Origin of the sequence: Rhodococcus sp. RCBS9, assembly GCF_029457415.1 — a bacterium.
Lineage (GTDB): Bacteria > Actinomycetota > Actinomycetes > Mycobacteriales > Mycobacteriaceae > Rhodococcus_F > Rhodococcus_F qingshengii.
The window spans coordinates 4,643,342-4,663,169 of the sequence record NZ_CP120422.1; the positions used below are offsets into that span (position 1 = coordinate 4,643,342).

Sequence of the window (19,828 nt, forward strand, 5' to 3'; positions counted from 1 at the left end):
GGTAGAAGAAAATGGCACGTTATACCGGACCCATCACCCGCAAGTCGCGTCGTCTGCGCGTCGACCTCGTTGGAGGCGACCAGGCATTCGAGCGTCGCCCGTACCCGCCCGGACAGCACGGCCGCGCGCGTATCAAGGAGAGCGAGTACCTGCTCCAGCTGCAGGAGAAGCAGAAGGCTCGCTTCACCTACGGCGTCATGGAGAAGCAGTTCCGCCTGTACTACAAGGAGGCGAACAACCGCCCCGGCAAGACCGGCGAGAACCTGCTTCGCATCCTCGAGTCGCGTCTCGACAACGTCGTGTACCGCGCAGGCCTCGCTCGCACGCGCCGTCAGGCACGTCAGCTGGTCACGCACGGTCACCTTCTCGTGAACAACAAGAAGGTCGACATCCCGAGCTACCGCGTCTCGCAGTACGACATCATCGATGTCAAGGAGAAGTCGCTCTCCACGCTTCCGTTCCAGGTTGCGCGTGAGACCGTCGGCGATCGCCCGGTTCCCGGGTGGCTGCAGGTTGTCGGCTCGCGTCTGCGGATCCTGGTTCACCAGCTTCCCGAGCGCGCGCAGATCGACATCGCTCTGCAGGAACAGCTCATCGTCGAGTACTACTCGAAGTAAGGCGCTTCGCACCCCGTGAGTGGTTGAGGAGTCTCCGGACTCCTCAACCACTCACAGGGCCGCAGGCCCTTTCCCATCGTGGGCGTCAAATAGTGGACGTCCGTACAGGAGGAAATACCAATGCTCATTTCTCAGCGACCCACGCTGACCGAAGAGGTCATCGCTGATAACCGCTCGAAGTTCGTCATCGAGCCCCTGGAGCCAGGTTTCGGGTACACGCTCGGCAATTCGCTGCGCCGCACGCTGCTCTCGTCGATCCCCGGCGCTGCTGTCACCAGCATCCGTATCGACGGCGTTCTCCACGAGTTCACCACCGTCCCGGGCGTGAAGGAAGATGTCACCGACATCATCCTGAACCTCAAGGGCCTCGTCGTGAACTCCGAAGAGGACGAGCCGGTCACCATGTACGTCCGCAAGCAGGGCCCCGGCGCTGTTACTGCGGGCGACATCGTGCCCCCGGCAGGCGTCACCGTGAACAACCCTGATCTGCACATCGCCACCCTGAACGACAAGGGAAAGCTGGAGATCGAGCTCGTAGTCGAGCGCGGTCGTGGCTATGTCCCCGCCGTTCAGAACAAGGCGTCCGGCGCAGAGATCGGCCGTATCCCGGTCGACTCGATCTACTCGCCGGTGCTCAAGGTCACCTACAAGGTGGAGGCCACTCGCGTCGAACAGCGCACCGACTTCGATCGGCTCGTTCTCGACGTGGAAACGAAGAACTCCATCACCGCACGGGACGCGCTCGCTTCGGCGGGCAAGACCCTGGTTGAGCTCTTCGGCCTGGCCCGTGAGCTGAACGTCGAAGCAGAAGGAATCGAGATCGGACCCTCGCCTGCCGAGGCCGATCACATCGCTTCCTTCGGACTCCCCATCGAGGATCTGGACCTCACGGTCCGCTCCTACAACTGCCTCAAGCGCGAAGGTGTTCACACCGTCGGTGAGCTTGTCGGCCGTACCGAGTCCGATCTGCTCGACATCCGCAACTTCGGACAGAAGTCCATCGACGAGGTCAAGGTCAAGCTGCATTCGCTCGGCCTGTCCCTCAAGGACAGCCCCGCATCCTTCGATCCCACCACCGTTGCCGGCTACGACGCCGCCACCGGAACGTGGAGTGACACTGATGCCGGTTCCTTCGGCGATGCCGAAGGTACCGAGGACTACGCCGAGACCGAACAGCTGTAGCAGCTCAGGTCCTTTACTAGGAGATCATCATGCCCAAGCCCAAGAAGGGTGCCCGCTTCGGCGGGTCGGCTTCCCACCAGAAGGCGATTTTCGCCAATCTGGCTACCGCGCTCTTCGAGCACGGTCGCATCACCACCACCGAGTCCAAGGCCAAGGCATTGCGCCCCTACGCCGAGAAGCTCGTCACGCACGCAAAGGCCGGCACGCTGGCTCACCGTCGTGAGGTGCTGAAGGTCATCCGCAACAAGGATGTCGTTCACACCCTGTTCGCCGAGATCGGCCCGTTCTACGCGGACCGTAACGGTGGATACACCCGCATCATCAAGACGATCCCCCGCAAGGGTGATAACGCTCCGATGGCAATCATCGAGCTCGTCAAGGAAAAGACCGTCACCTCCGAGGCTGACCGCGCTCGTCGCGTCAAGTCCTCGCAGGAAGCTCCCGCCGCAGAGAACGTCGTCGAGGCCGTAGAGGCCGACGCGACCGAGGCTGAGGTCGAGAACGCTGACGCAGTCGTCGAGGCCATCGAGGACGAGACCGCAACTGCGGCCGACGCTCCCGAGGCCGAAGAGGCCAAGAAGGACTAGTCCCCCTTGGTTTCGGCACACGCTGAATCGAACGAGCCCGCCGCCCCCATCGGGGACGGCGGGCTCGTTCGATTGCGGCTCGACATCTCCTACGACGGCACCGACTTCTCGGGTTGGGCCCGCCAGACCGATCTGCGCACCGTGTGCGGTGAGATCGAAGACAAGTTGGGAACGGTGCTTCGACACCCGGTTCAGTTGACCGTTGCCGGTCGAACCGACGCCGGTGTCCACGCCACCGGTCAGGTAGCGCACGTCGACGTTCCGGGAGAGTTGCTCCCGGACGATCCGTCTCGACTCGTGCGCAGACTTGCACGATTTCTGCCCAAGGACGTTCGGGTCAAACAGATATCGGTGGTTCCGGGTGACTTCGATGCGCGCTTCTCCGCGATGCGACGTTATTACGAGTACCGGGTGACCAACGCGGCGTTCGGAGTGGAACCACTACGCGCACGCGACACCGTCTCGTATCCCAAACCACTCGATCTCGGAGCGATGCAGGATGCGTCGAATCGGCTGCTGGGTCTGCACAACTTCGCGGCATTCTGCAAGCGTCGAGAAGGCGCTACGACGGTGCGGGAGCTGCAGCGTTTCGACTGGACCCAAGTGGGCACGGTGTTCACGGCCTACGTGAATGCTGACGCATTCTGCTGGTCGATGGTTCGCAGTCTCGTCGGCGCAGTCCTCTCCGTCGGTGAGGGACGGCGCACCGCCGACTGGGTGGCAGGGTTGCTCGACGAAACGTCGCGATCCAGTTCCATCCTCGTTGCTCCGGCGCACGGACTTTCGTTGGTCCGCGTGGACTACCCCGACTACTCGGAACTGGCTGCCCGCAACGCGATTACCCGTGAGACCCGCGAGATTCCGTCTTCGGGTGGATGCTGCGGCGACTGAACATCACCATGCAAAATGCCCTCCCACTCTGTGTGGGAGGGCATTCGTATCGGGGGGGGGGGGCTATCCCGCCAGTTGGCGCGCGATGACCAATCGCTGAATCTGGTTGGTGCCCTCGAAGATCTGCGTGATCTTGGCCTCGCGCATGTAGCGCTCGACGGGGAAGTCCTGGGTGTATCCGTACCCGCCGAATACCTGAACGGCGTCGGTGGTGACCTTCATTGCCGCGTCGGTGGCCACGAGCTTGGCGACGCTCGCGTTGCGTGAATACGGAACTCCGGCGTCGCGGCGGCGGGCTGCATCGAGGTAGGTGGCTCGCGCGGAGTCGACTGCGGCAGCCATGTCCGCGAGCACGAAACCGAGTCCCTGGTGATCGATGATCCGCTTGCCGAATGCCTTGCGCTCCTTCGCGTAAGCGACCGCGTCGTCGAGCGCGCCTTGAGCGATTCCGACGGCAACGGCAGCGATTCCGAGTCGGCCGGAGTCGAGAGCGCTGAAGGCAATCGGCAGCCCCTGGCCGCGCTGACCGATCAATCGCTCCTCAGGAATGAAGGCGTCGTCGTAGTTCGCGGAGGCAGTGGGAACCGCGCGTAGCCCCATCTTCTCTTCGGGTTTTCCGAAGCTGAGGCCTTCGGTGTCCTTGTCCACCAGGAGGCAGGAGACGCCGCGTGAACCGTCGTCACTGGTGCGTGCGAAGAGGTTGTAGAAGTCCGCCTTGCCGCCGTTGGTGATCCAGGCTTTCGAACCGTTGACGCGGTAGCCACCGTCGGTGGGCGTCGCCTTGCACGACAACGCGGCGGCGTCGGATCCGGCCTGCGCTTCGGAAAGGCTGTACGCGCCGATGGTGTTGCCGCCCAGCATGTCCGGTAGCCAGCGGTTCTTCTGTTCGTCGGTGCCGAAGGTGAACAGCGGGAAGCACGACAGGCTGTGCACGCTCACCGCCACGGCAACCGCTGCCCAGCGTGAGGCGATCTCTTCGAGCACTTGGAGATACACCTCGTACGGCTGATCGCCGCCGCCGAACTCCTCGGGATACGGAAGGCTCAGCAGACCCGCCTGTCCGAGTGCGGGGAACACTCCGTCTGGATACTTCTCGGCCTTCTCGTATTCGTTGACCTTGGGCGCGAGTACCTTGTCCGCGACATCACGCGTCAGTTCGATGAGATCGCGAGCTTCTTGGCTGGGCATCAGGCGTTCGACGGGCACGGTCGGCTCCTAGCTAGGTAATGGTACTGAGAACGATACTGCAGTACTGTTGTACGTATGGCAAGACTGGTTCACAAGACGACTGCGCGCAGGGCAGAGTTGTTCGATCAACTGGTCGAACTGTTCTTGAGCGAGGGTTTCGCCCACCTCACGCTCGACGAGATCTCAGCTCGTCTGCACTGCTCCAAGAGCACCTTGTACACCGTGGCGGCCGGCAAAGAGGATCTGGTGTGGGCTGTGACAGTGCACTTCTTCCGGGCGGCGACCGATGCAGTGGAGAGTGCAGTCGCCGCCGAAACGGCCCCGCCTCGTCGAGTCGCGGTGTATCTCGAAGCAGTGGGTGATCGGCTGTCCGCGGCGTCCAGTCAGTTCATGGAAGACCTGGCCGAATCGGTGTCGGCGAGCCAGGTCTACGAGAAGAACACGTCGATCGCTGCTGATCGTGTGCGATCGCTCATCGTCGAGGGAGTCGATTCGGGCGCATTCCGGCAGGTACACGCATCATTTGTCGCCGATGCCGCTGCGGCGACGATGGTTCGGATCCAGCAACGCGCGGTCTACCGGGCAACTGGTCTGGACGATGCCAGCGCTTATCGGGAACTGGCAGCACTCATCACGGACGGGATCACTGCGTGATCAGTCGCTAGCATCGACGTTCATGGCACCTTTGAACGTCGAAGTCATCGTAGGTTCGGTCCGCGAGGGGCGAATGGGACGAGCAGTGGCGGACTGGTTTGTCGAGCGCGCAACCGCGAACCCGTCGTGGAACGTATCGGTGATCGACCTCAGAGAGCTGTCGTTGCCCCAGGATTTCTCGGATTCACCTGCCACGGAGGTTTTCCGCCGGCGAATCGGGCGCGCCGACGCTGTTGTCGCCGTGACCTCCGAATACAACCACGGGTATCCGGCTGCTCTCAAGACCGCATTCGATTCGGTGAAACACGAGTGGCGTGCCAAGCCGATCGGATTCGTGTCCTACGGCGGGATTTCAGGTGGTGTTCGGGCCGTCGAGCAACTGAGGCAAGTGGTGGCGGAGTTGCACATGGTCTCGGTGCGTCAAAGCGTGACCATCCACCGGGTGCGTAAGCAATTCGGACACGAGCCGTACGGCGTCGATTCGATTGCGATCGATGCAAGCGAGAAGATGATTCGTGAATTGGATTGGTGGGGAAGCGGATTGCGGATGCAACGTGCAAGTGATCCCTATCCCGGCTGATCTTGGACATACGCGATCACGCCATCTGGTGAGCGTCGCCGGCTCGTGGACGGCCGATGAACGATGTCTCGGAAGCGATGGTCACCAGAGTCAGGTCGACGCGTGTACGGCCGGTTTCGACCGTGATCTTGTCACCGAGTGCGAATGGCTGGACTATCGAGATTTCAGGGTCGACCCGAGGCCATTGGCGTGGATGTCCGTACACATAGATTGCGGTCACGCCGGCACGCGGAGATAACCCCTCGACGCCGTCGAACACGACAGTGTTGAAGGCGCCCTCAGGCCCACCGCCCTGCCCGGACACGCGGAGTCGGTCAGGCACTCCCATCGAGTCGGTGAGCGCGGTCCACGCTTGCGGTCGATCGGTGTGGACGAGTACCAGTGCGCCGGTCGCGATGGCTCGAAAGATCAACTGCTGAGCCAGATAGAGTTCGCCGGCGACAAGAACGGTGTTGACGCCCGGTCCCGAAATTCTGGCCGCGACACCGTGCCCGTTTCGGTCCGAGCCGATGAGTTGGCCGCACCCGGCAAGGGGTAGAGCGAGTGAGTCGAGTGTGCCCCCGTCCATGCGAACGCCCGGCGTGATGCCGTCCAGCGCGGCCAATGCGGTTGGCAAGTTGGTCAGCAATCCGTCGCGCTGGCGCCCACGTAGCGAGACCAAACCGGCCAGCGGTGCGTTCTCAGGTGGATTGCGCGTGGTGAAGCGACATGTCGCACTGACCTTCGCCTCTCCGCGTCGTCCGGTGGGTCGTAACCGAATTGTCACGGACGTCCCGGCCGTTGCCACTGCCCACACTCGGGTCAGGGTCGCAGTGGTGATGAAACGGGGTTCGATCCCAAATCCGACGTTGGACACGCCAGGCAAGGGGGTACTTCGCCACGTTTCGGTGACCTCGTGGCCGGCCACTCCTCTTGTCACCTGGGCAGTGGACGACGCGATCTCCGGTGCGGTGAGGATCCGCGCCTTGCACCCCGCTGAATCGAGCACCCGGATGACACGATTGGCGGCAACAGCTATCGCGCGGCCGGCGCCCTGTTCGCCCCCGCCCCGGCGTTCGACTGCTGCACCACCCTCCAGCGCGTCGAAACGTAGTGCAAGCCAAACACTTCTGGTGGCGGTGGCTGGTAGTGGTCCGATGAGACGTTCGTAGACTTCGGTGGCCGGCGTTCCCGACGCGGCGCGGTATCCGTGACTGACGATGTCGATGCCGGTGAGTGAGATGTCGTGCTGATAGAGACAATTGGCGAGGGCTGCCGTGGGCAGAAGGTGGGAAGCGTCGAACGAATGACGGCCGATCCTGGTCAGGTAGTCGCGTGGAGGAGCGATCTCGACGACAGCGACGAGCGAAGATCCGTCCACTCGGAGCCCGATGGACTGCTCGGAGGGAGTGTGAAAACTGACGATCGTGCTGCGGTCGACGTCCTTGCGGTGCAGATAGCGAAAGTACCTGACAATCCAGGACATTACCGACCAACCGCCCACATGAAGCAGCATTGATCCGGCAACCACACAACCGATTGCCAGCGCCCAGAACCAATCGAGCCCACTGGCCATCGCGATTCCGCCCGCACCGATTCCGAAAATCTGTGCCGGCACGAACTCGCGCGTCGAAATCCTGTGTGACGACGGCCAATGCTTCAACCGCGATCGGTCCACGGTTCCTCCCCGATACCTGACCTGCGAACTACCCGAAAATTTCCGCCCCAGCGGAACTGTACTGTGTCTTCGCAAGGGGATGTAAGGCACGGGGGGAATGATGGCTGCGACACCTACCACGCGCTGGCAGGTCAACGGGTACCGATTCTTGGTCAGGCGGATGGAACATGCGCTGGTCAGACGAGACGTGCGGATGCTTCACGATCCGATGCGATCACAGTCGCGCGCGTTCACCGTCGGAATAGTCCTCGCTGCACTGGGATTGGCGGGTTGCGCTGTACTCGCTCTGTTTCGGCCACAGGACAGAATCGGCGATGCAGAGATCGTCGTTGCAAAGGAATCGGGCGCGATGTTCGTCGCCATGGAGGGTACGTTTCGCCCTGTGCTGAACTTGGCCTCCGCACGACTGATTCTGGGTTCGCCAGGAAAACCGGCAATAGTCAAGGCATCCGAGGTCGAGGCGAAACCCCGGGGCGCGCTCGTCGGCATTCCCGGCGCACCGTCCGCGCTGCCGGAATCGGCCGACCCTACCAACGCCGCGTGGACGGTGTGCGATTCCGTCGGATCCGACGGGAGAAAATCGTTGACGACTTCGGTCCTGGTCGGCTCGTCCAATGTCGGCGAAAACACGACATATCTGACGAATGACCGTGCATTCCTGGTGAAGTCGGGTTCCGATCACTTTCTCGTGTACGACGGGAAGCGAGCGGAAATCGATGTGGACGATCCGGCGATCATGCGGGCTTTGGGCCTGGAAGGAGCACAGGCGCGACCGATCAGTATCGGATTCCTCAATTCGATTCCCGAAGTTCCGCGCATCGAGGCTCCGCGAATCCGCCAACTGGGATCGGCGCCCCGGTTTCCTCTGCAGAACAAGACTGTCGGCTCCGTCGTCCAGGTTTCGGTGGGTGCGGACCCGCAGTACTACGTGGTACTCGAGAACGGGATCCAGAAGATCGGTGCGGCGCTCGCCCAACTGATCTACTTCTCGGATTCGCAGGGCGCCACCGGGATCGCGAGCGTCACCCCTGATGCCATCAGTCGTATTCCCTCGGTGAGTGAGCTGGCCGTCGACTTGTTGCCGCGGGTGGTTCCGGAGATCGTCGATGATCACGGCGCACCTGTCGGCTGTCTGGAATGGGCTCCCTCACCTGCAGTCGAGGGCGGCGAAAGTAGTTCTGCAACGCTGAAACTTGTCGCTGGATTGCAGGTTCCGATCCCGGAGGGTGGCAAGTTGGTGTCCTTGGCGCAGGCGGACGGATCGGGTGACAATCTCGACAACGTCCATGTCGAACAGGGATTCGGCGGATTTGTTCAAGCGACCGGAATCGAGACGAACAGCACCAGGCACGACGGAGTGTTCTACGTAGCCGATACCGGTGTGAAGTACGGCGTACCGGACGAAACCTCCGCTCGCGCGCTCGGATTGACGCGAACGCCTGATCGCGCGCCTTGGCAGATGCTCGACCTACTTGCATCAGGCCCCGCGCTCGAGAAGAGCAATGCACTGATAGCTCACGACGGAATCGCCCCCGATACAGCGCCGGCCGCTCCGGTGAACTGAACACTGCTGACGGTTCAGGGATCGATTTTCTGGCGTTCGGGAAGATGCCGACGAATTACTCGACGAAGAGGCATCGATGCCAACAGCGTCAGTAGGGCGAGGGTGCCGACCGTTCCGGCTCCGACGAGTGCCGTGTCGCGAGATCGGTTGTCGGGGGTCGGCGGCGTGGGTAGGGGATCGATCGACACCGACTGATGGTTGACCTTGACGCGTTCTCCTGGGGCCAATTCGCCCGTCACTGCCGCAAGTGGATCGATGACGCCGTGACCGACGTAGGGATTCCAACCCTGCGCCGGAGCGTGGGCGGTGGCTTCGATACGTTGCATGACCTGAAGCGCCGTCAGTTCCGGGTGAACCGACCGGACCAGTGCGGCGGTCGCCGCGACAAAGGGCGCAGCGAAACTGGTCCCGTTGAACGACTGTACGGCGCCGTCGGAGCCGTACACCCCGTTGGTCAGACCGGGCGACGTCGGGTGAAGTGAGGTGATTCCGGTGCCGGGCGCCGCCACGTCGACCCACGGACCGCCGAGGCTGAAGGAACTGGCGGCGCCATTGGGGTCTACCGACCCGACCGTGAGGACATAGTCGTCGTACCAAGCCGGACTGGCAATCGTCGCAACCGAGTTCCATGGATCGGCTAAGGGGTCGACGGGATCCGGCGGCGGATTCTGGTTCTTGCAACCTCCGGATCCGACGTTACCTGCAGCTGCGACAACTACGACGTTCTTCGCGATCGTGGCGTATTCGATTGCAGCGCCGAGTCGTTGGTCGTTGATCCCGTCCCCGGCAGGCTTGCAGGCGACTTCGGAGATGTTGATGACGCTTGCACCCATGTCCGCAGCGTGACGGACGGCCGATGCCATGGTGTCGACGTTTCCGTACCCGGATGAGTTCTCGGCTACAGCAGGGTCTTCGCGTTGGCCGGCCACCGAGAAGGCGGCACTGGACTGCCTGATCGAAATTATCTGTGCGTCAGGCGCAGCTCCGGAGAATCCGGAACCCTCGACTTGCTGGGCGGCGATGAGACCGGCCACGACAGTTCCGTGTGCGTCACAATCGTCGGTGCCGTCGGAGGTACCGACGTAATCACCGCCGCCGTCGAGCGATGGCAGCCGGGGATGTCTGCTGACACCGGTGTCGATGACAGCAATTCGCTGTCCTGCCCCTCTGGTGATCGGCCACACAGAATCGAATCCCAGATCTCGTTGAGAACGTGGAATGTCCGCACCGTCACCACCTGCCACGGCTGGGACGCACAGGGTTCGTTGTTCGGTGGGTTGTGGAGGTGCAGGCGGACCGTCCTCGGGCAGCATTGCAGGATCGATGGGGGAGGGAACCGCGCTCGATGCGCCACCTGCCCCGGCGAGAATGCTGAAGGCAACGATCACGAGACTGGCGCAGATGTTTGTTGCACGTCGAATCACCATCGATCACCGATCGCTCAGAGGCCACGCATGAGCGCGAAGAGGCCACTGACCCAGCAGATCAGCGGAACGATTGCTGCAATCGCAGCGAGGTCCAACAGCTCGGCAGCGCGTCGCATCATGGGGCTGAATGTGTTCTGGGGGGCGAGGATTCCCAGAACCAGTGCCAGGAGGAGAACGGTCATCGTGATGGCGAAGACGACCAATGCATGGTCGCGATGGGTCCATGCCATGTCGCCCAGGAGAACGAGAATCACCGAGATGCCTGCCGCGATGAGTGGCACAGCCTGCTGTGCGCCCGCGTAGGTGCGCCCGCGAAACATCAGCACGACGGCCGTCGCGAATGCGAGAGCAAGATTCGGCCAGACGATCCCCTGACCAGGCCAGGACCACGCGAGTGCGACGGCAGCGACGAGCGCGACCACTGACGTGGCCACGATCAGCCCGGTCAGATAGTTACGCGCCCGCCCTGCCCTTTCGGCCAACTCGGTCAGCCCGGGTAGTTCGGGTTCGGGCAGTTCGTCGCGGTCGTCGTCGAGGGGATTACTCGGCGTCGGAACAGGGGGAAGCGGTAGTCGCGCGAACAACATCGACAGTCGAGCGGTGAACGTGAGAACGATCAATGCGGCGGCAATCACCGCGCCGCTGACGGTCGCGGTGCGCGCCTCGGGAAGCGTGGTAGTGACGGCAAAGGTGCCCACCGCCGCGAGAAGGACGACGAGAAGTGCTGTGAAGACAGCTAATCCGGCGCCGCACAAGCGGAAGCAGATCAGAGTTACCGCAGCGGCAGATGCCGAACCGAGAAGCAGATGAGCCGAAAGAACAGTGCCGGGCACGCAGAGTGCGCCGGAGACGAACGCCAGTGGCACCGAAGCGCATCCGAGCGTGACGGAACTTCCAGAGTCTCCGTACACCCGCGCTGCCACGACGGCGGCGACGGTGAGCACCAAAGACGTCACTCCGCCGCAGACGGCGCCGATCAGTCCCGTGTCGCCGAGGACCAGGGCGAGGGCCGCGACGAGCGCAGCGACGAGGGCGGCGGTCGAGCCGACAATGCGCGCGGTGACCGGAGTCCAGCGTCGGTAGACGTCCGCATCCGTGGCCGCGACGGTGTACATGATGTCGTCGAAGAGTGGGGGCGGGGCAGCGGTGTCCGAGGCCTCGAGTACGAGCAATTCTCCATCGCGGATTCCGTGCTCGTGCAGCGACAGCGTCGGTGCCAGCGGTGCCCTGCCGACTTTCGACAGAGTCCAGTCGACGGGCTCGAATTGTTCGGTGGTGTGGTCGAACTCGTTGAAATTGCTGTGGTTGACAATTGTGTCCACAATGCCCGGAATGACCACGGTGAGTGGAACACGAAGCGGCACCGCAAGATCCACCTGCGAATGGGCTGAAAGTACCGTCAACCTGCACAGTTCGGCAGAATGACTCGCGCCTCGTCCGTTTCCGGTGTTCGCAGCGCTGGTTGTAGTGGTGCTGGTCAAGATCTGTCCCCTCCCATGACGCGATTCCCCCTTCGCGTCACCCCAGTTCACCCGAACAATACGACATGAACTGCGCGCCTGTATCGGAGACAGCGCCGACAACAGGTGGCACCGACCCGAGTGTCGGTGTTGTGATCTACTCTCTTGCAATTGCGCGAGTACGCCTTGGGGGCCGGCGGTAGTCGGACGAGGCGTCTGGCGGCAACAGCTGCAGCACCGATGGGGGTGGGTGAATTGAGCACTGTCAGATTTGCGCGTCGAGCACGCCGTGAATCGCCGCGCACACCGGGCGGCGAGGTGACGCTTCAGCCCCCACCGGAGATACCTCGCGTCACGCCGGGAAACCTACTGACCAAACTACTTCCGGTGATCATGGTGGTTGCCATGATCGGCATGGTGGCGCTGATGTTCTCTTCCGGCATGGCGCGCAATCCGATGTCCCTGCTGTTTCCGGTCATGATGATGGTGTCGATGCTCGGAATGCTCGCCGGGGGCGGTCGTAGCGGTGGAGCAAGAGCGTCCGAAGCGAACGAGGACCGCAAGGACTACCTCCGGTACCTGGATCAGATGCGTAGTGATGTTGCTGCGACGACTGGTGCGCAGCGTGCTGCTCTCGAGTGGAGCAATCCCGAGCCGTCGCTGCTCTGGACACTGGCCGGGACTGTGCGGATGTGGGAGCGTCAGATCACCGACTCGGACTACTGCCACGTTCGGGTAGGTCTGGGTACACAGCGATTGGCCACCAGACTCGTGTCTCCGGAGACCGGGCCGGTCGAGGATCTCGAACCCGTCGCTGCTGTCTCACTTCGGCGATTCGTCCGTGCACATTCGGTTGTGCAGGACCTGCCGACCGCCGTCTCGCTTCGCGGATTTGCTGCGATGTCCATCGAGGGGCAGAGAGATTCCGCTCGTGCGCTTGTCCGCTCGATGTTGATGCAACTGTGCACATTCCACGGTCCGGACACGCTCCAAGTTGCGGTGGTGTGCGGTCCCGATACCGAATCCGAGTGGGAGTGGGTCAAGTGGCTCCCACACGCGCAACACCCGCAGTCTCAGGACGGCACCGGCACTGCACGCATGGTGTTCGGTTCGTATCTCGAATTCGAAAGTTCCCTCGGGGAACCGCTTTCGATGCGTGCTCGATTCGCTCGCAACACTCCAGCCAGTGCGGGCGTTCCGCATCTCGTGCTGGTCGTGGACGGTGGCTTGTTCGAAGGTGACACCGGCCTTTTGTCCGAATCCGGGCTCGACTCGGTGACCGTCCTCGACCTGTGCTGGTTCTGCCCGCGGCTGGTGGCGACGCGTGGTTTGCGACTGGTCGTCGGTAGCGATCAGATCGGCGCGGTGAGCAGCGCAGGAGTTGAGAACTTTGCGAGGCCTGACGCTGCGACGACGAGCCTGGCGCAGGCGTTCGGCCGTCGCATCGCACCGTTCCGTGCGGCATCGCAGAATGCCGTCGACGCAGCTGACGACGACCGATCCCTTCGGACGTGGAGCCAGATGTTGGGGATAGGAAACGTTGCGAGGTTCAATCCTGAGCATGGCTGGCTTCCACGTCAGGGACGCGACCGACTCCGCGTGCCGATCGGTGTCGGACAAGACGGAAACCCCGTCGAACTGGATCTGAAGGAGTCGGCCGAGAACGGTATGGGTCCGCACGGGCTGTGTATCGGAGCCACCGGTTCTGGCAAGTCGGAGTTCCTGCGAACCTTGGTGCTCGGCCTGATCGCGACCCACTCTCCCGACGCACTGAACCTCGTCCTGATCGACTTCAAAGGTGGTGCAACCTTTCTCGGCCTCGAGGAGGCACCGCATGTTGCTGCGATCATCACCAACCTTGCCGAGGAATTGGCGATGGTCGATCGTATGAAGGACGCGCTCGCCGGCGAAATGAATCGTCGACAAGAACTGTTGCGTGCGGCAGGAAACTTCGCAAACGTGTCCGATTACGAGAGGGCGAGGCTGGCCGGCGCTGCACTCGATCCGTTACCGGCACTCTTCGTGGTCGTCGACGAGTTTTCTGAACTGCTCAGTCAACAGCCGGAATTTGCCGAATTGTTCGTGGCCATCGGGCGATTGGGCAGGTCACTTCACATTCACCTGCTGCTGGCCAGTCAGCGACTCGACGAAGGAAAGCTTCGGGGTCTCGACAGCCATCTTTCGTATCGCGTCGGGTTGAAAACGTTCTCGGCGAACGAGTCTCGTTCCGTCCTCGGCGTTCCCGATGCTTATCACCTTCCGGGTACACCCGGTGCGGGATACCTGAAGTCCGATTCTGCTGAGATCGTTCGCTTCCAAGGTGCGTACGTGTCAGGCCCGTACGAGGGCGAGCGGATCGTGCCCACTCGATTCTCGGTCGATTCCCCCGTCGAACTGGCGCCGCTGCCGTTTACCGCGAAGCCCGTGATCGGACCAGAGGCCGTTGTCGTTCCCGTCGAGCCCGACGTCGTCGACATGGGTGAAATCGGTGACGATGCACGTACTCTCATGGGAGTCCTCGTAGACCGCATGCGCGGTCACGGTCCACGTGCGCATGAAGTGTGGCTCCCGCCGCTCGAGTCATCTCCGACGCTTGACCAGTTGTTGCCGCGGTGGGCGACCGGTGATCAACCTCGCGGAAATCTGAGCGCACCCTTCGGCATAGTCGACAGGCCGTTCGATCAGCGCCGCGATCTACTCGTCGCCGATCTCAACGGATCGACTGGCAACCTCGCGATTGTCGGCGGCCCGCAGTCGGGAAAGTCGACGGCGTTGCGCACGTTGATCTTGTCTCTGAGCATGACGCACACGCCGGAACAGATTCAGTTCTACTGCCTCGACTTCGGCGGTGGAACGCTCCTCGGATTGAAAGATCTGCCGCACGTCGGATCGGTGGCAAACCGCTTGGATTCCGACCGCGTCCGGCGCACAGTTGCCGAGGTACTCGGTGTGGTCGCCAAACGGGAGCGACTGTTTCGTGACCTCGGCATCGAATCGATGGCCGATTTCCGTAGATTGCGAACAGTTGATCCCGCCGGGGAAGGTGAGGCTGCGGGACTCCGAGAGGACCCGTACGGTGACGTCTTCCTCGTCGTCGACGGTTGGCCAAGCGTTCGTTCGGATTTCGAATCACTCGAGCCCCAGATCAACACGCTCGCCGGTCAAGGTTTGTCCTTCGGTGTACACGTGATCGTCACGACGTCGAGGTGGGCCGAGATCCGGCCGGCGCTCAAGGATCAACTGGGTACTCGCATTGAACTTCGATTGGGTGATCCGGGAGATTCGGATGCGGGTCGCCGGAAAGCCGGCCTGGTGCCGGAAGGTCGACCGGGTCGTGGCATCACTCGCGACGGACTCCACCTTCTCACCGGACTACCTCGAATCGACGGCCTACCGGGTAGTGAGAACTCGAGTACGGCTGTGGTGGCGACGGTCGAACGTATTGCAGCCATGTCGAATTCGCGTCCGGCACCCACCGTGCGGATGCTCCCGGATTCCTACTCGCGGGCAGAACTTCTCGAAGCTGTCGGGACCCGGTGGCCCTCACCGAGTGCGGCCGACGGTCGGTGCCTCACCGTGCCGATCGGGCTCGGTGAGACCGACCTCGCCCCGGTGTACATGGACTTCCGGGAACACCCGCACCTGTTGATATTCGGCGACACCGCGTGTGGGAAGACATCTCTCGTGCGTGGAATAGCCGAAGGGATCATCGCGTCGAACACACCGGCCCAGGCCAAGCTGATCATCGGTGACTATCGGCATTCCCTGCTGGGCGTGGTCGAAGGGAATCACCTCGGCGGGTACTCGGCGTCGTCGACGACCTTCGGTGAGTTGATGGTCGACTTGGCTCGGATCGTCGCTGCCAGAATGCCGAACGCCGAAACAACGCAGCAGCAATTGCGGGAACGATCTTGGTGGAGTGGGCCGGAGATTTACGTACTGATCGACGACTACGACCTTGTGGCCACACCGAGTGGAAATCCGGTGGCGCCGTTGCTCGAATACATTCCGCACTCCAAGGACATCGGTTTGCACCTGGTTATTGCCCGCCGTTCCGGTGGTGCGGCCAGAGCACTGTACGAGCCGGTCATTGCGAGAATTCGCGACATGGCGCCGGCCGGATTGATCATGAGCGGAAGTCGTGACGAGGGAAATCTCGTCGGCACTGTCCGCGCGTCGGCGATGCCGGAAGGCCGTGGGGTTTACGTTTCCCGCTCGCAAACCCAACTTGTCCAAGTTCCGTGGATGCCACCGCTGTGACCGCTCCGTCCGCAGTGTCGGTCTCGTTACATTGGGGTGCATCGAATATCCGGGTCGTATCGGGTCAACGCGAATTCTGTTGCAGTGCAGACCTCAGACGCGAACCGACGTCGGGCCCCGGTGCGGCCGGTAAGAATGCGATCGATTACATCGACGACGATTATGTCGACGTGGATGGTCGGGTTGTCCCTACAGTCTTGGAGGTGGCCAGGCTGATCTCCAGTGCGATGGACGGGTGCGGAATCGTCGACGCAGACATTCTTCATCTCAGTCATCCCTCGGATTGGGGTGCCCCACGCAGGCGGCGATTGCTCGATGCCGCACGTCGAGTGGCGCACGACGTCGTACTCGTTCCGACGTCGATCGCGGCGGCGAGGTCGGCTCATACGGCTTGGCGATCGCGGTGTGTCGTCCTCGAACTGCGAGGCGGAACGGTGGTCGCTTCTGTTGTCGCTGAGGTCGACGGTGAACTCCAAATCGACGGAACCCAAAGTTCGGAGATCGCAGACGTTGCGGGGTTGTTTTCCGCAATCGGGGATCTATCGGTTCGGGACGCTGTGGTGTTGGTCGGGCCGCGCTCCCATGTTGTTGCGGCTTCGCTCGAACGGGGGTCGACGAATGTTCACGGCCACGCGAGCATCCGAATTCTGGACGAGAGCCGGGTGGCTGCGTCTCTGGTGGATCCTCAGACGCTCGTTCGCCAGACAACCGCGCGGGACAGTTCGGGACGAATCGTCGACAATTCGGCTTTTGGCGCCGGGTGGGTAGGCGATACGGATGGCGCGAAGTCGATTCCTGGCGCGGACTCGAATGCCTCTTCGCCGAGTCGCGTCGGCGGGCGGCGCGGAGGCCGTCGATGGTTCGCGGCGGCGCTTGCGGTGGTCGCCGTCGCCGGTGCGGTCGCAGGAACGGTCGTGGTGTCCACTCGCGATCGAAACGATTCTCGGTTGACGGGGTCGGTCGCAGCCACGGCGGAAGACGAAGTCGAGATCGTGGAGGCGTCGAAAGAGCAGGAAACGCCTGCGCCGAAGACTTCGATCTCGTCGATCGAGTCCGGGGCCACGCCGGAACTCACGCGTGTGGACGTGGGAAGCGTTGCGGCAGAAGTGCCTTCCGATTGGAAGCTTCTGTCGCGAGGGACCTCGAGCGGGCGTACCGATTTGGTACCCGGTTCGGGTGCGGATCGCAAGATCGTGGTCATCGAGAAACGTCTTGCGGAAGGTGTGGGATTCGATTCCGTCGAAGCTGTTTTGCGTCAGCAGTTTTCGACGTTCGAGGACCCATTGCGGTTCGCAGAGTTTGCTGTGCTCGACGATGCCGCAGGAAAACGGGCAGTGGTGTACGTCGAGTTTCCGGACGATTTCTCCGAGGTGCGTTGGCACGTGTACGTCGACAACGGACGGCAAGTGAGTATCGGCTGCCAGTATCTGGTCGGTGAGTGGGGCAGTCTCGAAGCGGACTGCCTGCGGATGTGGCAGTCAGTCGAATTCACACCGTGACCGGATCGGTCGGTTCTGAAAATATTCTTCGGTCGGGCCGGAACCGTTGGTACGAAGGTCGCGTCAAAGTATGTGTAGCGCACATCAGGGAGTTCCGCTCGACCCCGGTGCACATCCGACGGACAAAGCCCGTTGTGTGTGATCGCCGATACCGAACGGTACTCACCGAATCCAGGGGGACGACATGGGCTTTACCGCAACTACCGCTGAATTGATCGATTCGGCGGGGACCATCGACGGACATCTCGGTGACATCAGGGGGCTGGTCAACGCTGTTCGGTCGGAGGCCGACGCTTCGCACAATTCGTGGAACGGTGCGGCGCAGGTCGAATACGCAGGAATCATGGAGCGATACAACAGCGCGGCCCTGAAGTTGGACACAGCTCTGACCGACATCTGCGAGCAGATCAAACAGGCCGCGGGAACCTTCGACTCGACCGAAGACGACAACGTCAGCTCGCTTCGCGGCGCGACGGTGAACATGTCCTGACCGCCAGCTCTTCATCGTCCGATCAAGCAATCCTCAGCCAGTAGTTCTCGCATGTTAGTTCTCACAATTTCTCTCCAGTCACACCGAACCGGGAGCAGTTATGTCCGACAGGATCAAGTACGACTTCGGCGGCCTCGCAATGCTGTCCGATCAGATGAAACAGCAGGCCAAAGCGATCAACGACAAACAGGGCGACATCAAGGTTGTCGTGGACAAGCTGCAAGCAGGCTGGGAAGGGGCAGGTTCCGAAGCGTGGAACGACGCACAGCGTCGCTGGGCCCAGGCTTCCGAAGAACTGAACATGGTTCTCGCGCAGATCGCCGGAGCGACGGCGAGCGGCTCGGAGAAGATGCAGGAAGCTGATCGGATCGCGGCAAACGGGTTCGGTCGCTGACAACATCCCATGCCGTGATGACACCCCGCCTGCCCCGGTACCGTCAGGTTGCCGGGGCAGGCGCATGTCGATCGCTCGCATCGCTGTGCTGGACGATGATGCTGTTGGCAGGAATGGCTGCGCTTTGACCTGGCAGCGGGTAGACCGGTATCGTCTATCGGTGGCGTGCCGTAGGGCTCCGGCAGAAATGCGTGGAGACCGGCGGTTCTCGGGTCTCAACTGGCCGCCGAGGATCGTTTACGCGATACGCACATGGTCAGCAGTGGAATGAATTAAGACGAGGAAGATCTGTGTCTACGTACACCCCGAAGGCCGGAGATGTGACCCACACGTGGCACGTCATCGACGCCACTGACGTGGTGCTCGGCCGTCTTGCCGTTCAGGCAGCGAACTTGCTGCGTGGCAAGCACAAGCCCACCTACGCGCCGCACATCGACGGTGGTGACTTCGTTGTCATCATCAACGCAGAGAAGGTTGCCATCAGCGGCAACAAGCTGCAGGGCAAGAACGTTTACCACCACTCCGGATTCCCGGGTGGCCTGAAGTCCCGCACTGTCGGTGAGGTCCTCGACAGGACTCCCGATCGTCTCGTCGAGAAGGCCATCGTCGGCATGCTCCCCAAGACGAAGCTCGGCCGCGCAATGAGCAGCAAGCTCAAGGTTTACGCGGGCCCGAATCACCCCCACACCGCGCAGCAGCCGGTGCCGTTCGAGATCAAGCAGGTCGCACAGTGACATCGCCGGAAGAGCAGAACGTGTCCGAAGAGAACATCGAAGCAGTGGAAGAGCTTGTCTCTGACGCAGTCGAGGTCGTCGAAGAGGTTGCTGCAGCTACGCTCGCACCGATCGTCCTCGATCGCCCGGTCCAGACCGTCGGTCGCCGCAAGGAGGCTGTCGTTCGCGTCCGGATGGCTCCCGGTACCGGTCAGTTCAAGCTCAACGGTCGTACGTTGGAGGACTACTTTCCCAACAAGGTTCACCAGCAGCTGATCAAGGCTCCGCTGGTGCTCGTCGAGCGTCCCGAGTCTTTCGACATCATTGCACTGCTGCACGGTGGCGGCCCGTCCGGTCAGGCAGGCGCACTGCGTCTGGCTATCGCGCGCGCACTCATCGAGGTAACCCCTGATGATCGTCCGGCCCTCAAGCGTGCAGGCTTCCTGACGCGTGACGCCCGCGCGGTCGAGCGTAAGAAGTACGGCCTGAAGAAGGCCCGTAAGGCATCGCAGTACTCCAAGCGCTGATGCTTTGCCGAGGTTGACCCGACGGGTCTGCTTCGGCACCTGTTCACCACAAGAGCGGGCGTCCATCGTTACCGGACGCTCGCTCTTGTGTTTCTCGGAGAAATTCCCTTCTCGAGTTCCCTTCTCGAGGTTCACAGG

17 protein-coding genes are annotated in these 19,828 nt (G+C 62.1%); 13 read left to right on the forward strand and 4 right to left on the reverse strand.

Going from position 1 to position 19,828, the window contains the following annotated elements; all coding sequences use genetic code 11:
* Positions 1-11: 11 nt before the first annotated feature.
* From rpsD to truA, 4 genes are all read left to right on the forward strand, one after another.
* Positions 12-617 (forward strand): 30S ribosomal protein S4, encoded by a 606-nt coding sequence (gene rpsD / locus P0M12_RS21755; protein WP_003940769.1) that lies wholly within the window; start codon positions 12-14, stop codon positions 615-617.
* A gap of 120 nt (positions 618-737) precedes the next feature.
* Positions 738-1,799 carry a DNA-directed RNA polymerase subunit alpha gene (locus tag P0M12_RS21760; RefSeq protein ID WP_003941016.1) on the forward strand — a complete coding sequence of 354 codons (1,062 nt, stop codon included), beginning with the start codon at positions 738-740 and terminating at the stop codon, positions 1,797-1,799.
* A gap of 29 nt (positions 1,800-1,828) precedes the next feature.
* Positions 1,829-2,386, forward strand: coding sequence for a 50S ribosomal protein L17 (rplQ, locus tag P0M12_RS21765; protein WP_020906897.1), 558 nt, complete (start codon positions 1,829-1,831; stop codon positions 2,384-2,386).
* 6 nt (positions 2,387-2,392) lie between these two features.
* The gene (gene truA, locus P0M12_RS21770) at positions 2,393-3,277 is read left to right on the forward strand and encodes a tRNA pseudouridine(38-40) synthase TruA (protein WP_042922421.1); all 885 of its coding nucleotides are present in this window, start codon (positions 2,393-2,395) and stop codon (positions 3,275-3,277) included.
* Between the two features lie 63 nt (positions 3,278-3,340).
* Here truA and P0M12_RS21775 read toward each other — a convergent pair whose 3' ends face one another.
* Positions 3,341-4,483 carry an acyl-CoA dehydrogenase family protein gene (locus P0M12_RS21775; RefSeq protein ID WP_007728582.1) on the reverse strand — a complete coding sequence of 381 codons (1,143 nt, stop codon included), beginning with the start codon at positions 4,481-4,483 and terminating at the stop codon, positions 3,341-3,343.
* 57 nt (positions 4,484-4,540) lie between these two features.
* Between P0M12_RS21775 and P0M12_RS21780 the strand changes: the two genes are divergently transcribed.
* Together P0M12_RS21780 and P0M12_RS21785 are read left to right on the forward strand one after the other, a co-directional pair.
* Positions 4,541-5,119, forward strand: a complete 579-nt coding sequence (locus tag P0M12_RS21780; RefSeq protein WP_277376807.1) for a TetR/AcrR family transcriptional regulator — start codon at positions 4,541-4,543, stop codon at positions 5,117-5,119.
* Between the two features lie 22 nt (positions 5,120-5,141).
* On the forward strand, positions 5,142-5,699 hold the full coding sequence (locus tag P0M12_RS21785) for an NAD(P)H-dependent oxidoreductase (RefSeq protein WP_003940967.1): 558 nt from the start codon (positions 5,142-5,144) through the stop codon (positions 5,697-5,699).
* Positions 5,700-5,715: 16 nt separating this feature from the next.
* Here the strand turns inward: P0M12_RS21785 and eccE are convergent, their stop codons facing one another.
* Positions 5,716-7,356: a type VII secretion protein EccE gene (gene eccE / locus P0M12_RS21790; RefSeq protein WP_081557587.1), complete on the reverse strand. Its 1,641-nt coding sequence runs from the start codon at positions 7,354-7,356 to the stop codon at positions 5,716-5,718.
* 97 nt (positions 7,357-7,453) lie between these two features.
* On the opposite strand from eccE, the gene eccB reads away from it, so the two are divergent.
* Positions 7,454-8,920 (forward strand): type VII secretion protein EccB, encoded by a 1,467-nt coding sequence (eccB, locus tag P0M12_RS21795; RefSeq protein WP_204855604.1) that lies wholly within the window; start codon positions 7,454-7,456, stop codon positions 8,918-8,920.
* 14 nt (positions 8,921-8,934) lie between these two features.
* On the opposite strand, the gene mycP is transcribed toward eccB, so the two are convergent.
* Both mycP and eccD read right to left on the reverse strand, forming a co-directional pair.
* Positions 8,935-10,347, reverse strand: a complete 1,413-nt coding sequence (gene mycP, locus P0M12_RS21800) for a type VII secretion-associated serine protease mycosin (RefSeq protein ID WP_118602429.1) — start codon at positions 10,345-10,347, stop codon at positions 8,935-8,937.
* 14 nt (positions 10,348-10,361) lie between these two features.
* The gene (eccD, locus tag P0M12_RS21805; protein WP_277376808.1) at positions 10,362-11,828 is read right to left on the reverse strand and encodes a type VII secretion integral membrane protein EccD; all 1,467 of its coding nucleotides are present in this window, start codon (positions 11,826-11,828) and stop codon (positions 10,362-10,364) included.
* 219 nt (positions 11,829-12,047) lie between these two features.
* Here eccD and eccCa point away from each other — a divergent pair, with 219 nt between their 5' ends.
* The 6 genes from eccCa (at position 12,048) to rpsI (ending at position 19,690) form a co-directional block, all read left to right on the forward strand.
* Positions 12,048-16,067 carry a type VII secretion protein EccCa gene (gene eccCa / locus P0M12_RS21810; protein ID WP_277377931.1) on the forward strand — a complete coding sequence of 1,340 codons (4,020 nt, stop codon included), beginning with the start codon at positions 12,048-12,050 and terminating at the stop codon, positions 16,065-16,067.
* Between the two features lie 203 nt (positions 16,068-16,270).
* Positions 16,271-17,566 (forward strand): type VII secretion-associated protein, encoded by a 1,296-nt coding sequence (locus P0M12_RS21815; protein WP_277376810.1) that lies wholly within the window; start codon positions 16,271-16,273, stop codon positions 17,564-17,566.
* A 184-nt stretch (positions 17,567-17,750) separates the two neighbouring features.
* A complete protein-coding gene (locus tag P0M12_RS21820) occupies positions 17,751-18,056 on the forward strand; it encodes a WXG100 family type VII secretion target (protein WP_003940986.1) in 306 nt (101 codons plus the stop codon).
* A 100-nt stretch (positions 18,057-18,156) separates the two neighbouring features.
* Positions 18,157-18,450: a WXG100 family type VII secretion target gene (locus P0M12_RS21825; protein WP_003940975.1), complete on the forward strand. Its 294-nt coding sequence runs from the start codon at positions 18,157-18,159 to the stop codon at positions 18,448-18,450.
* A 290-nt stretch (positions 18,451-18,740) separates the two neighbouring features.
* Positions 18,741-19,184: a 50S ribosomal protein L13 gene (rplM, locus tag P0M12_RS21830; RefSeq protein ID WP_003940842.1), complete on the forward strand. Its 444-nt coding sequence runs from the start codon at positions 18,741-18,743 to the stop codon at positions 19,182-19,184.
* Complete coding sequence (rpsI, locus tag P0M12_RS21835) at positions 19,181-19,690, forward strand: 30S ribosomal protein S9 (protein WP_007728596.1); 510 nt, start codon at positions 19,181-19,183, stop codon at positions 19,688-19,690. The genes rplM and rpsI overlap by 4 nt, the downstream gene beginning before the upstream one ends.
* Positions 19,691-19,828 lie beyond the last annotated feature (138 nt).

Coding starts and splice junctions, on each gene's coding strand:
- rpsD (WP_003940769.1), top strand. CDS start 12: ATGGCACGTTATACCGGACCCATCACCCGCAAGTCGCGTCGTCTGCGC.
- P0M12_RS21760 (WP_003941016.1), top strand. CDS start 738: ATGCTCATTTCTCAGCGACCCACGCTGACCGAAGAGGTCATCGCTGAT.
- rplQ (WP_020906897.1), top strand. CDS start 1,829: ATGCCCAAGCCCAAGAAGGGTGCCCGCTTCGGCGGGTCGGCTTCCCAC.
- P0M12_RS21780 (WP_277376807.1), top strand. CDS start 4,541: ATGGCAAGACTGGTTCACAAGACGACTGCGCGCAGGGCAGAGTTGTTC.
- P0M12_RS21785 (WP_003940967.1), top strand. CDS start 5,142: ATGGCACCTTTGAACGTCGAAGTCATCGTAGGTTCGGTCCGCGAGGGG.
- eccB (WP_204855604.1), top strand. CDS start 7,454: ATGATGGCTGCGACACCTACCACGCGCTGGCAGGTCAACGGGTACCGA.
- mycP (WP_118602429.1), bottom strand. CDS start 10,347: ATGGTGATTCGACGTGCAACAAACATCTGCGCCAGTCTCGTGATCGTT.
- eccCa (WP_277377931.1), top strand. CDS start 12,048: ATGGGGGTGGGTGAATTGAGCACTGTCAGATTTGCGCGTCGAGCACGC.
- P0M12_RS21820 (WP_003940986.1), top strand. CDS start 17,751: ATGGGCTTTACCGCAACTACCGCTGAATTGATCGATTCGGCGGGGACC.
- P0M12_RS21825 (WP_003940975.1), top strand. CDS start 18,157: ATGTCCGACAGGATCAAGTACGACTTCGGCGGCCTCGCAATGCTGTCC.